We start from the raw sequence: 11,748 nt of genomic DNA, 5'->3' as shown, positions 1-11,748 counted from the left end.
CTGTCCGCGTGGACGGCCCGGTGCCGGTGCTCGGTGCTGCCGCCCGTCGACGTCCTGAGACCGGGCGCTGCCGGGTCGAGGTGGTTCGTCGCGACGGGGCGCGACGGCATACCTCAGCCCGTCAGGGCGTCCTCGTCGGCGCCCACCGCGAGCTCGTCGGCCGGGCCCGAGAGGATCTGGCCGAAGAGCACGACGATCCACAGCAGGAAGGTCACGACGTGGACGGCCGTGCACCACAGGCAGATCGCGTGGATCCGGTAGAGCTCGGCCCACACGAGGTAGAGCGCCATGCCGAGGCCGATCGTCAGCCAGGCGAGACGGACCGCGTCGAGCCAGGGCTCCGGCCGCCGCCAGACCGACGGCAGGCAGAGCCCGAGCGTCACGACGAAGAAGACGAGCCCGAGCAGGGCCACGGGCACGCCCATGAAGGTGCTCCAGGCGCTCGTCGTGACCTTGGCGCAGTCGACGACACCGCCGATGCTGCAGGCGAGGGTGGCGTTGGCCGTGAAGTGCTCGAAGGTCAGGTACACGGAGACGAGCAGCCCGACGACGGAGAGACCGACGGACACCGGTGGCAGCCAGCCCGGCCGGACTCGCCCGGCACGGACCGGTGCACCGTCGGCCGTCGTCACGTCGTCACGCTGGGGGCTCACGCCGACCTCACCGCTTGAGCAGCACGGACGCGGAGGCCACGCCCTGGCTCGTGCAGACGTCGGCGGGCTTGCCCTTGGTCTGGTCGCAGATCTGGGCCGTGATCATGTTGATCGCCGGGGTCACGGTCTTGCCGATGTCGGACGTGGGGTCCTGGATGCCGGCGATGATCTGGTCGTAGGTCTTGCCCTCGAAGGCGTTGGCGTCGACCGTCGCACCGTCGGTGGCGTGCGTGCCGCCGTAGGTGATCCACGGGATGCCGCCGCCGGGGTTGAACTTCTGGAAGAGCGCGAGGTTCTCACCGTCGAGCGTCTGCAGCGGCTTGCCCTCGCGGTCCTGCGTCTCGACGGCCTCGAAGGCGACGACGTCGCTCGTGTACTTCGCGTCCTTGAAGGAGAACGTCGGGGTGTTCGGGTGGACGTCGGTGCTCGAGCTCGTCGTCTCGGTGACCCCGGTGAAGGTGCCGAAGCGGGACAGCGCCCCGATGAGCGCCCAGCGCTCCATGGCGCAGAACGGGCAGTACTCGGCGCCGATGTAGAGGACCTTCGGCTTGCCGTCCTGGGTCAGCGCGGAGCCACCCTGGAGCTTCGCGGGTGCCTGCTCCGGGGTCGGCGCGGGAGCCGAGTCGAGGACGGACGCGGGCAGCTTCTCGAGCGTCGCGAGCGCCGCTGCCCCGCCGGTCGCGGCGGGCGCGTCCTCGGGACGGTTGGAGATGACGATCCCGAGGACGACGGCGATGACGACGACGACCACCGCGACCGAGGCGGCGATGACCTGCGTGCGCTGACGGTCCTTGCGGGCGGCCTCGGCGCGCAGCTGCGCTGCCCTCGCGGCCGTCTCGGCCCGGTTGCTCTTCGCCACGAATCTGTCCTTCGGTCGGTCCCGCTGCGGAGCCGCAGCGCTGGGTTGCGCGCCCTCACCGCCGGTCCGCGGCGTACTACAGGGCGTAGTTGAGGTCGACAGCACTCTACCGAGCACCACCTGACCAGCGTCGGGCGGGCCGGCGGAGTTCCCGGAGGTCGTGCCGGACGGTGTCCGGTGGCCGGATCGTGACCTCCGCCGTGGGTCGGCAGCGGTCAGCGGCGGCGCTGGCGGGCGATCTCGTAGAGCGTGACGCCCGTGGCGAGCCCGGCGTTGAGCGACTCGACGGCCGAGCTCATCGGGATGGACACGATCTGGTCGCACGTCTCGCGGACGAGGCGCGAGAGGCCCTTGCCCTCGGAGCCGGTGACGATGACGAGCGGCTCCGTCGCAAGGGTGAGGTCGGGCAGCTCGACGTCGCCGTCCATGTCGAGGCCGAGGATGAAGAAGCCGGCCTTCTTGAAGTCCTCGAGGGCGCGCGTCAGGTTGCTCGCGCGCGCCACGGGGATGCGGGCCGCCGCACCGGCGGACGTCTTCCACGCCGACGCCGTCATGCCGACCGAACGGCGCTCGGGCACGACGACGCCGTGGCCACCGAAGGCCGCGACGGAGCGCACGATGGCGCCGAGGTTGCGCGGGTCGGTGATGCCGTCGAGCGCCACGACGAGCGGGATGCCGGGCATCTCGGGGTCGATGAGGTCGTTCGGGTGGGCGTACTCGTAGGGCGGCACCTGCAGCGCCATGCCCTGGTGCACGCCACCGTCGGTGAGCCGGTCGAGCTCGCCGCGCGGCGTCTCGAGGATCGCGAGGCCGCGCTCGGTCGCGATCTTGAGCGCCTCGCGCACGCGGTCGTCGGTGTCGATGCGGGTGGCGATGTACATCGTCGCCACCGGCACGTCGGCGCGCAGCGCCTCGACGACGGAGTTGCGGCCGTAGACCATCTCGCTCGAGGCCTTGCTGCGGCTCTTGGACCGGGTCTGGCCGCGGCCACCGGGTCCGGGCGCACCGGAGCCGGCCCGCTTCGCCGCGACCTTGGCGCGCTTGTGCGCGGGGTGGTACTCGCGCTCGGAGGCCTTGGGCGTCGGGCCCTTGCCCTCGAGCCCGCGGCGGCGCTGGCCGCCGGAGCCCACGGTCGCGCCCTTGCTGTTCTTGCGGATGGCGCCGCGCCGCTGGGAGTTGCCTGGCATGTCAGCCCTGTGCCTTCTCGGCCCCGAGGGCCGCGGTGGGGTGGTCGGTGGTGGTGTCGGTGGAGGCGCCGGCGTCGCCGCGGGGAGGGCGGGCGAGCGACCACTGGGCGCCGGACGGGGTGTCGGTGATCTCGATGCCGACCGCCGTGAGCGTGTCGCGGATCTCGTCGGCCCGGTCGAAGTCGCGCTCCTGGCGGGCGACCTGGCGCGCGTCGAGCTGGGCCCGCACGAGGGCCTCGAGGGCGAGCTCGGAGGCGGCGTCCTCGCGGCTCCCGCCGGAGCCCCAGTGCGCAGCGAGCGGGTTGACGCCCAGCACCTCGGTCATGGCGACGACGGCGCCGGCCGCCTCGAGGGCCGCCTCGTCGTCGTCCTCGTCGAGGGCGCTGTTGCCGGCGCGCACCGTGTCGTGCACGACGGCGAGCGCCCCGCTGACGCCGAGGTCGTCGTCCATCGAGGCCACGAAGGCGGCCGGGAGCGCACCGGCCTCCACGGGCACGACCGCGCCGCGCCGGGAGGCCCGCTCGAGGAAGCCCTCGATGCGCTCGACGGCGGCCGCGGCCTCCTCGAGGGAGCCGGGGTGGTACTCGATCATCGAGCGGTAGTGCGCGGCCGTGAGGTAGTAGCGCAGGACGAGGGGCCGCGTCTGCTCGAGCAGGTGGCGCACCTCGAGGGCGTTGCCGAGCGACTTGCCCATCTTCTGGCCCTTGACCGTGACCCACGCGTTGTGGAGCCAGTAGCGGGCGAAGCCGAGCCCGGCCGCGCGCGACTGCGCCTGCTCGTTCTCGTGGTGCGGGAAGCGCAGGTCGATGCCGCCACCGTGGATGTCGAACTCGTCGCCGAGCCAGCGTCGGGCCATCGCCGAGCACTCGAGGTGCCAGCCCGGTCGACCGGCACCGAAGGGCGTCGGCCACGAGGCGCTCTCGGGCTCGTCGGACTTGTGGCCCTTCCACAGCGCGAAGTCACGGGGGTCGCGCTTGCCGCGCGGGTCGGCGTCGTCGGCGTTCGCCATGTCGTCGAGGGACTGCCCGGTCAGCGAGCCGTACTCCGGCCAGGAGCGCACGTCGAAGTAGACGTCGCCGCTGCCGTCGGGGGCGGCGTACGCGTGGCCCTTCTCGACGAGCGTCTCCATGAGCGTGACCATGTCGGGCACGTGGCCGGTGGCCCGGGGCTCGTAGGTGGCCGGGATGACACCGAGCGCGTCGAGCGCCTGCGAGGTGAGGCGCTCGTTCCGGTAGGTCAGGGCGAACCACGGCTCGTCCGCCTCGGCGGCCTTGCGCAGCACCTTGTCGTCGATGTCGGTGACGTTGCGCACGAGCGTGACGTCGTAGCCGTGGCCCGTCTCGAGCCAGCGACGGAGCACGTCGAACGCGACGGCGAACCGGATGTGCCCGATGTGCGGCGCGCCCTGCGTCGTGAGCCCACAGATGTACATGCCGACCTTGCCCGCCTCGCGCGGCGTGAAGTCGCGCAGCTCCCGGGTTGCGGTGTCGAACAGTCGTAGGCTCACCCGCCGAAGTCTATCGGCGCGTCGCCGCGCACCCGACCATGCACGCACGAGCACGTATGCCGTCCGGCCGGCCCACGACGGGGCCCTCCCACGGGCGCCACGCGGCTACGCTCGGCCCATGGCGCAACCGCGGCTCACGAGCTACGAGCGGCTCGACGGTTCCGAGGTGCGCGCCGTCATCAGCTACCTCGGCGAGCGCATCGACACCTATCTCCCCCGCCACCCGGGCCTGCGCGCGGCCACCGAAGAGCTCGGCAAGGTCGTCGACGCCCTGCTCGACCGGCGCCGACGGGCCCCGGCCCAGCGGGCCGGTCTGCTGTGGACGTCGCGGGCCCTCATCGTCGTCGTCCTCGCCGTGTCGCTCGTCGCGGTGGGCATCGCGGTGCGTGACGCCGTGGCCCGGGCCGGCTCGATCGCCGCCTTCGAGTGGCTGCCGGTCGTCGAGAGCCTCATCAACGACCTCGTCTTCGCCGGCATCGCGATCTGGTTCCTGCTCTCGCTCGCCGACCGGGTCGTGCGCAACGACCTCATCCGCCGGCTGCACCGCCTGCGCTCGCTCGCGCACATCATCGACATGCACCAGATGAGCAAGGACCCCGCGGCGCTGCTGCCCGACACCCGGCCCGGGACGGTCGCCGGTGACGAGGTCGTGAGCCCCCGCACGATGTCGGTGCGCGACTACGCGCTCTACCTCGAGTACTGCTCCGAGCTGCTCTCGATGACCTCCAAGGCCGCGGCCCTGTGCGCCGAGGAGTCGACCGACGCCCTCGTGCTCGACACCGTGAGCGAGATCGAGAACCTCACCACCGGCATGAGCCGCAAGATCTGGCAGAAGATCAGCCTGTTGCGCGACGCACCCCGCGGCTGAGCGGACGGGGTGCGCCGACCCGGGCACACGGCATACGCACGACGGCGTATGCCGTGTGCCGGGGTCACGCTGCTCGGCGGGGGTGTCAGTGCCCCCGCCGGATCCACTCCTCGACGTCCGGCTTCTCGTCGCCGATGGTCGTGGCGCGGCCGTGACCGGTGAGGACCGTCGTCTCCGGCGGGAGCGAGAGCAGCTGGTCCCTGATCGACTCGACGATGGTCGGGAAGTCGGAGTAGGACCGGCCGGTCGCGCCGGGGCCGCCCTGGAAGAGCGTGTCGCCGGTGAAGACGACACCGAGGTCACGGGCGTGGAAGCAGCACGCGCCCGGGGCGTGGCCCGGGGTGTGCAGCACGAAGAGCTCGACGTCGCCGACCTGCACGACGTCGCCGTCGGCGAGGTCGAGCGTCGGGGCGAGGTCGGGGTGGCTCTGCTCCCACAGGACGCGGTCGTCGGGGTGGAGCGCGATCTTCGCGCCGGGGTGCGCCGCGAGCAGCTCCGGCACGACGGTGACGTGGTCGTCGTGCGCGTGCGTCAGCAGGACGTGGGTCAGACGGCGGTCACCGACGAGCTCGAGGATGGGTCCGGCGTCGTGCGGGGCGTCGATGACGACGCACTGGGTGTCGTCGCCGACCACCCAGACGTTGTTCTCGACCTCCCACGTGCCGCCGTCGAGGCTGAAGGTGCCCTCGGTGGTGGCGTGGTCGATGCGGACGCCGCCCTGCGAGGGGCTGACCCGGTCGGCTGCCGCGTCGGCGCTCACAGCTCGACCACCGATCGGAGGACCTCACCGGCGTGCATCTTGTCGAAGGCCGCCTCGATGTCGCCGAGGCCGATGCGCTCGGTGACGAACGCGTCGAGGTCGAAACGGCCCTGCTTGTAGAGGTCGACGAGCATCGGGAAGTCGCGGCTCGGGAGGCAGTCGCCGTACCAGCTCGACTTGAGGCTGCCACCGCGACCGAAGATGTCGATCATCGGCAGGGTGACCTGCTGGTCGGGCGTGGGGACGCCGACGAGGACGACGGTGCCGGCGAGGTCGCGGGCGTAGAAGGCCTGCTCGTAGGTCTCGGGGCGGCCGACGGCCTCGACGACGACGTCGGCGCCGTTGCCGCCCGTGAGGCTGCGGATCGCCTCGACCGCGTCCGTGTCCGTGCTGTTGACGGTGTGCGTCGCGCCGAAGTGCCTGGCCTGCTCGAGCTTCGCGTCGCTGACGTCGACGGCGATGATCGTCGTCGCGCCGGCCACCTTGGCCCCGGCGATGGCGGCATTGCCGACGCCGCCGCAGCCGATGACGGCGATGGAGTCACCGCGGCCCACGCCGCCGGTGTTGACGGCCGCACCGAAGCCGGCCATCACGCCACAACCGAGCAGCCCGACCGCGGCCGCATCGGCCTCGGGCACCTTCGTGCACTGGCCCGCGGCGACGAGCGTCTTCTCGATGAAGGCGCCGATGCCGAGGGCGGGCGTCAGCTCGGTGCCGTCGGTCAGGGTCATCTTCTGCGTCGCGTTGGCAGTGTTGAAGCAGTACCACGGCTTGCCCTTGGCGCAGGCGCGGCACTGCCCGCACACGGCGCGCCAGTTGAGGATGACGAAGTCGCCCGGAGCGACGTCGGTGACGCCCTCGCCGACGGCCTCGACGTAGCCGGCGGCCTCGTGGCCGAGGAGGAACGGGTAGTCGTCGTTGATGCCGCCCTCGCGGTAGTGCAGGTCGGTGTGGCACACGCCGCAGGTCTCGATCTTGACGACCGCCTCACCCGGCCCGGGGTCCGGCACGACGACGTCGACGACCTCGACGTCGGCCCCCTTGCTGCGGCTGATGACACCCTTGACGGTCTGCGGCATGACAACTCCTGTCGATCGTGCGGACGTGCGGCCCGAGGGGCCTTCCATGACCTACCCAAACGTCCCCTGCGGCCCTGCGCAACGCGCGGGTCAGGCTCGGGCCAGCGCGGCGAGGAAGAGCTTGGCGTGCCGTTGCACCGGGGCCCGGTCCCAGGGCGAGCGCTCGAGGTCGTGGTCGACGGGCGCCACCCGCAGGAAGATCCGTCCGTCGTCAGGCGTGCGCAGCAGCAGCGGCCATCGCGTGGGCGTGTAGTTGCGCGAGGCCTTGGTGCCGGCGACCGGCACCGCCCACGCGACGTCCTGCGCGCCTGACGGCGTGAAGGCCACGTGGCCGTCGCGCACGACGACCCGTCCGACACCTCCCACGGCGCGGCGCGACCGCACCTGCACGTCCCAGGCGCTCGGTAGCTGGTCCGGCTCGGCCCGACGGTTCCAGCCGGCCAGGGAGAGGAACATCGCGAGGAGGAAGAAGCTGAGCATCAGGGCGGCCGGACCGAAGACCAGCCACATCCACGAGTCGTCCACGGGTCTCCTGGGGTGAGTCGTTCCGGTCGCCCGGTGCGGGCGCGGTCCGCACTCCGAGCGGTGCGCGGGTCGATCGGTTCCGACGCGACGAGGGGTCTCGGCCGCGCGGGGCTCAGCGAGCGACGACGAGGGCCGTCGCGAGGGCTGCGACGCCCTCGCCGCGGCCGGTGAGACCCAGCCCGTCGGTGGTCGTGCCGCTCACCGAGACGGGCACGCCGGCCGCGGCGGAGAGCGCGGCCTCGGCCTCGGCACGACGGGTGCCGACCTTGGGCCGGTTGCCGACGACCTGGACCGCGATGTTGCCGATCTCGAAGCCGGCGTCACGGACGAGCCGCGCCGCCTCGGCGAGCAGCGTGACGCCGGACGCTCCGGCGAGCTCGGGACGCGAGGTGCCGAAGTGCGCGCCGAGGTCGCCGATGCCGGCCGCCGAGAAGATCGCGTCGCACGCCGCGTGGGCCGCGACGTCCGCGTCCGAGTGGCCCTCGAGACCGCGCTCCCCCGGCCAGTGCAGCCCGGCGACCCAGAGCTCACGGTCGGATCCCTCGGGGGCGTGGGCGTGGACGTCGACGCCCACACCGACGCGCGGGAGGTGTGCCATCAGGCGTCCTTCCAGTCGATCGGGCCGCGGTGGATCTTGTGCGGGGCGGCCTGCGCCACCGGCTTGATGACCATCGTGTCGATGTTGACGTGCTGCGGCAGCCCGACGACGAAACCGACGCACTCAGCGACGTCGTCGGCCACGAGTGGGCGGTCGACCCCGTCGTAGACCTTGTCGGCCGCGGCCCGGTCACCGTGGAGCCTGGTGAGGGAGAACTCCTCGGTGTGCACCATGCCGGGCCGGATGTCGACGACGCGGATGTTCTCGCCGTTGAGCTCGAGCCGCAGGGTCTCGGAGACGACGGACGTGCCGTGCTTGGCCGCGACGTAGCCCGCGCCGCCCTCGTAGACCCGCTCGCCGGCGATCGAGCTGATGTCGACGATCGTGGCGCGCGAGGAGCGCCGCAGCAGGGGCAGCACCGCCTGCGTGACGCGGAGGGTCCCGACGACGTTCGTCGCGAACATCCGCTCCCACTCCTGCGGGTCGCCGTCCTCGACGCGGGTCACCCCGAGCGCGCCGCCGGCGTTGTTGACGACGACGTCGCAGCGGCCGAGGGAGGCGACGCCCTCGGTCACCGACGTCGGGTCGGTGACGTCCATGACGAGCGCCCGGGCGGAGCCACCGGCATGCTCGATGTCGGCCACGGCCTCGTCGAGCTTCTCGCGGCGTCGGCCCGCGACGACGACGTCGAAGCCGTCGCGCGACAGCCGCCGCGCGATCGCGGCGCCGATGCCGGTGCCACCCCCGGTGATGAGGGCCAGAGGGCGGGACTGGGTCTGGGTCGGCACATCGGTCACGCTGCCGAGGATAGGCAACTCCCCGGGTCGGTGTGTCCGGCGGTCACCGAAGAAGCGGGACCACCCCGGCCCCGGCCCCACTCGAGTGAGCGCCAGGTCCCACTCGAGTGCCGGGTCGGAACCCGCATTCAGGAGGTGAGCAGCCGGGCCGCGGTCTCGAGGTCGCTCGGTGTCGTCACCTTGAGGGCCCGCGGGTCGCCCTCGACGACGAGGACCCGCTCCCCCAGCCGCTCGACGAGCGCCGCGTCGTCGGTGGCGTCGCTCGACACGGCGTGGGCGCGTTCGAGGACGTCACGGCGGAAGCCCTGGGGCGTCTGCACGGCCCGCAGACCCGAGCGCTCGGGGGTTCCGACGACGAACCCGTCGGCGTCGACCTGCTTGATCGTGTCGACGACCGCGGTGCCCGGCACGACGGCCACGGCGCCGGCCGCGACGGCTGCGACGACCCGGTCGAAGACCTCCACCGGCGTCAGGCACCGTGCGGCGTCGTGGACGAGGACGATGTCGACGTCGGCGCCGAGCGCCCGCAGACCGGCTGCGACGGAGTCGCCCCGCTCGGCCCCGCCCGGCACGACGGCCACCGGCGTCACGGACCCGAGCTCACGGCATACGCCCTCGGTGACCTCGTCGGCCCGTGCCCGGTACGTGTCGGGGACGACGAGGACGACCTGCGCCACGGCCGCGCACGACAGAACCCCTCGCAGGGCGTGCCCGAGCAGGGGCACCCCGGCGAGGGGCACGAACGCCTTGGGGACCCCGGCCCCCAGACGCGAGCCGGAGCCGGCCGCGACGACGATGACGCCGACGCGACCGGCTCCGGTCTCGTTGTTCAGTGTGCTGCCCTGATCAGGACGCGAGGACCTCGTCGAGGATGGTCTCTGCCTTCTCCTCGTTCGTCTTCTCCGCGAGCGCGAGCTCGGAGACGAGGATCTGGCGGGCCTTGGCGAGCATGCGCTTCTCGCCGGCCGACAGACCGCGGTCCTGGTCACGACGCCACAGGTCGCGCACGACCTCGGCTACCTTGATGACGTCACCCGACGCGAGCTTCTCGAGGTTCGCCTTGTAGCGACGCGACCAGTTGGTCGGCTCCTCGGTGTGCGGCGTGCGGAGCACCTCGAAAACGCGGTCGAGGCCTTCCTTGCCGACGACGTCGCGGACACCCACGAGGTCGCAGTTCTCGGCGGGGACCTCGATCGTCAGGTCACCTTGGGCGACCTTGAGCTTGAGGTAGAGCTTGTCCTCTCCCTTGATCGTGCGTGTGTTGATCTCTTCGATGAGTGCAGCCCCGTGGTGGGGGTACACGACCGTCTCGCCGACCTTGAAAACCATCTGCTGTTTTCCCCTTTCGCGACCTCCAGATTATCACGAAGCTGTGCACATCGCGATCTCAGGATTCGGCATCTGTGCAGGTCAGAGCCACAGTCGGGGCCCGGGACGCGGTATTTGACGTCTTGACAGAACGCCGTTCGGCATGCTTCGCGCGAGCCTTCCGAGGACGTGTCGCCGCGGTCACGGCGGCCGTGGGGCGCGCACCGAGGACCCGTCGGGGGCGCGTCCGACGGCCCGGTCGTCCCGTGTCGGCGGGTGCACGGGTCCGTCGGGTCGCGCGCCGGTAGGCTGTCGCCCGTGAAGCGTCGATACCCCGCCCAGACCCCCGCGCGTCGCCCGTCCACCCGCCGGGTGTCGACCGTGCTCGCCGGTGTCGTCCTCGCCGTCGCGACGGCCGGTTGCCAGGTCAACTCGCCCGTCCAGACCGACACCCCCTACGTCCCGGCCGACGGCGTGCCCGCCGACGTGGGCCAGCTCGCCGTCCGTGACCTCGCCCTCGTCGGGGACGGCACCGGCACCGTGGTCATCTCCGGCTCGGCCCTCAACCTCGGCGAGCAGGACATGACCGTCCAGATCGCGCCGCAGGCCGACCCCAACGCCACCAGTGCGCCCACCGGCTCGGAGGTGCAGCTCGGCCCGCGCGAGCAGGTCAACCTCGCCGACAAGGGCCTGCAGCTGACCGACGTCAAGACCAAGCCCGGCGGTCTCGTGCCGGTGACCATCACGTCGAGCAGCGGCGGCACGACCGTCGTCAAGGTGCCGGTGCTCACCGCGAGCGGCTACTACGCCACCGTGACGCCGGCCCCGACCGGCAGCTGAGCACGCGCGTCGACGGCCGTTCCGGCCGCCTGACCGCGGAGTGGCCTCTCGACCGTCGGCTCAGCCGGCCTCGAACTTGTAGCCGAGCCCGCGCACGGTGACGATGTGCACCGGGTTGGCCGGGTCGGGCTCGATCTTGGCGCGCAGGCGCTTCACGTGCACGTCGAGCGTCTTGGTGTCGCCGACGTAGTCGCTGCCCCAGACCCGGTCGATGAGCTGCATGCGGGTCAGCACGCGGCCCGAGTTGCGCAGCAGCATCTCGAGCAGCTCGAACTCCTTGAGCGGCAGGGACGCCGACCGCCCCTGGACGCTGACCGTGTGGCGCTCGACGTCCATCCGGACCGGTCCCGACTCGAGGGTCGAGGGCAGCAGGTCCTCCGGCTCGGCGAGGCGCCGGAGCACGGCCTTGACGCGCGCGAGCAGCTCACGGCTCGAGTAGGGCTTCGTGACGTAGTCGTCGGCACCGATCTCGAGGCCGACGACCTTGTCGATCTCGCTGTCCTTGGCGGTCAGCATGATGACCGGCACCGAGGAGCGCTGGCGCAGCGCGCGGCACACGTCGACACCGGAGAGGCCGGGGAGCATGAGGTCGAGCAGGACGAGGTCGGCGCCGTTCTTGTCGAACTCGGCCAGGCCGTCGGGCCCGGTCTCGGCCACGGCGACGTCGTAGCCCTCCTTCTTCAGCAGGTAGGACAGCGGGTCGGAGAACGACACCTCGTCCTCGACGATGAGAATGCGACTCAAGGCGGGCCTCTCGGGGTCGGGCA

The 11,748-nt window shown here is 72.0% G+C and carries 14 protein-coding genes; 2 read left to right on the top strand and 12 right to left on the bottom strand.

The annotated features are described in order from the left end of the window. Positions 1–113: 113 nt before the first annotated feature. The 4 genes from ACSQ2D_RS04235 to cysS form a co-directional block, all read right to left on the bottom strand. The gene (locus tag ACSQ2D_RS04235) at positions 114–653 is read right to left on the bottom strand and encodes a vitamin K epoxide reductase family protein (RefSeq protein ID WP_435984768.1); all 540 of its coding nucleotides are present in this window, start codon (positions 651–653) and stop codon (positions 114–116) included. Positions 654–660: 7 nt separating this feature from the next. Then, on the bottom strand, positions 661–1,512 hold the full coding sequence (locus ACSQ2D_RS04230) for a DUF929 family protein (RefSeq protein ID WP_435984767.1): 852 nt from the start codon (positions 1,510–1,512) through the stop codon (positions 661–663). Between the two features lie 215 nt (positions 1,513–1,727). Beyond that, the gene (gene rlmB / locus ACSQ2D_RS04225) at positions 1,728–2,699 is read right to left on the bottom strand and encodes a 23S rRNA (guanosine(2251)-2'-O)-methyltransferase RlmB (RefSeq protein WP_435984766.1); all 972 of its coding nucleotides are present in this window, start codon (positions 2,697–2,699) and stop codon (positions 1,728–1,730) included. A gap of 1 nt (position 2,700) precedes the next feature. After that, entirely contained in the window at positions 2,701–4,206 is a 1,506-nt protein-coding gene (cysS, locus tag ACSQ2D_RS04220; RefSeq protein WP_435984765.1) for a cysteine--tRNA ligase, read from the bottom strand. A 118-nt stretch (positions 4,207–4,324) separates the two neighbouring features. On the opposite strand from cysS, the gene ACSQ2D_RS04215 reads away from it, so the two are divergent. After that, positions 4,325–5,074 carry a hypothetical protein gene (locus ACSQ2D_RS04215; protein ID WP_435984764.1) on the top strand — a complete coding sequence of 250 codons (750 nt, stop codon included), beginning with the start codon at positions 4,325–4,327 and terminating at the stop codon, positions 5,072–5,074. Between the two features lie 85 nt (positions 5,075–5,159). Here the strand turns inward: ACSQ2D_RS04215 and ACSQ2D_RS04210 are convergent, their stop codons facing one another. The 7 genes from ACSQ2D_RS04210 to ACSQ2D_RS04180 all read right to left on the bottom strand — a co-directional run bounded on the left by ACSQ2D_RS04210 (position 5,160) and on the right by ACSQ2D_RS04180 (position 10,162). Further along, on the bottom strand, positions 5,160–5,834 hold the full coding sequence (locus tag ACSQ2D_RS04210; RefSeq protein ID WP_435984763.1) for an MBL fold metallo-hydrolase: 675 nt from the start codon (positions 5,832–5,834) through the stop codon (positions 5,160–5,162). Continuing rightward, positions 5,831–6,913: an S-(hydroxymethyl)mycothiol dehydrogenase gene (locus ACSQ2D_RS04205; RefSeq protein WP_435984762.1), complete on the bottom strand. Its 1,083-nt coding sequence runs from the start codon at positions 6,911–6,913 to the stop codon at positions 5,831–5,833. The genes ACSQ2D_RS04210 and ACSQ2D_RS04205 overlap by 4 nt, the downstream gene beginning before the upstream one ends. Positions 6,914–7,003: 90 nt before the next feature. Next, positions 7,004–7,438, bottom strand: coding sequence for a hypothetical protein (locus ACSQ2D_RS04200; RefSeq protein ID WP_435984761.1), 435 nt, complete (start codon positions 7,436–7,438; stop codon positions 7,004–7,006). A 112-nt stretch (positions 7,439–7,550) separates the two neighbouring features. Continuing rightward, positions 7,551–8,036 carry a 2-C-methyl-D-erythritol 2,4-cyclodiphosphate synthase gene (ispF, locus tag ACSQ2D_RS04195; protein ID WP_435984760.1) on the bottom strand — a complete coding sequence of 162 codons (486 nt, stop codon included), beginning with the start codon at positions 8,034–8,036 and terminating at the stop codon, positions 7,551–7,553. Then, complete coding sequence (locus tag ACSQ2D_RS04190; protein WP_435984759.1) at positions 8,036–8,833, bottom strand: SDR family oxidoreductase; 798 nt, start codon at positions 8,831–8,833, stop codon at positions 8,036–8,038. The genes ispF and ACSQ2D_RS04190 overlap by 1 nt, the downstream gene beginning before the upstream one ends. Before the next feature lie 128 nt (positions 8,834–8,961). Further along, a complete protein-coding gene (gene ispD / locus ACSQ2D_RS04185) occupies positions 8,962–9,630 on the bottom strand; it encodes a 2-C-methyl-D-erythritol 4-phosphate cytidylyltransferase (RefSeq protein ID WP_435987814.1) in 669 nt (222 codons plus the stop codon). Positions 9,631–9,679: 49 nt separating this feature from the next. Then, on the bottom strand, positions 9,680–10,162 hold the full coding sequence (locus tag ACSQ2D_RS04180) for a CarD family transcriptional regulator (RefSeq protein ID WP_020145708.1): 483 nt from the start codon (positions 10,160–10,162) through the stop codon (positions 9,680–9,682). 297 nt (positions 10,163–10,459) lie between these two features. On the opposite strand from ACSQ2D_RS04180, the gene ACSQ2D_RS04175 reads away from it, so the two are divergent. Beyond that, positions 10,460–10,981 carry a hypothetical protein gene (locus ACSQ2D_RS04175; protein WP_435984758.1) on the top strand — a complete coding sequence of 174 codons (522 nt, stop codon included), beginning with the start codon at positions 10,460–10,462 and terminating at the stop codon, positions 10,979–10,981. A 60-nt stretch (positions 10,982–11,041) separates the two neighbouring features. On the opposite strand, the gene ACSQ2D_RS04170 is transcribed toward ACSQ2D_RS04175, so the two are convergent. Continuing rightward, on the bottom strand, positions 11,042–11,725 hold the full coding sequence (locus ACSQ2D_RS04170; protein ID WP_020145710.1) for a response regulator transcription factor: 684 nt from the start codon (positions 11,723–11,725) through the stop codon (positions 11,042–11,044). Positions 11,726–11,748: the final 23 nt, after the last annotated feature.

Source organism: Terrabacter sp. LjRoot27, from assembly GCF_964254175.1.
Taxonomy (GTDB): domain Bacteria; phylum Actinomycetota; class Actinomycetes; order Actinomycetales; family Dermatophilaceae; genus Terrabacter.
This window is presented reverse-complemented; position numbering and strand designations above follow the sequence as displayed.

What these genes read in the sequence shown, in the direction of transcription:
- rlmB (WP_435984766.1), bottom strand. Translation starts at nt 2,699, where the DNA reads ATGCCAGGCAACTCCCAGCGGCGCGGCGCCATCCGCAAGAACAGCAAG.
- ACSQ2D_RS04215 (WP_435984764.1), top strand. Translation starts at nt 4,325, where the DNA reads ATGGCGCAACCGCGGCTCACGAGCTACGAGCGGCTCGACGGTTCCGAG.
- ACSQ2D_RS04205 (WP_435984762.1), bottom strand. Translation starts at nt 6,913, where the DNA reads ATGCCGCAGACCGTCAAGGGTGTCATCAGCCGCAGCAAGGGGGCCGAC.
- ispF (WP_435984760.1), bottom strand. Translation starts at nt 8,036, where the DNA reads ATGGCACACCTCCCGCGCGTCGGTGTGGGCGTCGACGTCCACGCCCAC.
- ACSQ2D_RS04180 (WP_020145708.1), bottom strand. Translation starts at nt 10,162, where the DNA reads ATGGTTTTCAAGGTCGGCGAGACGGTCGTGTACCCCCACCACGGGGCT.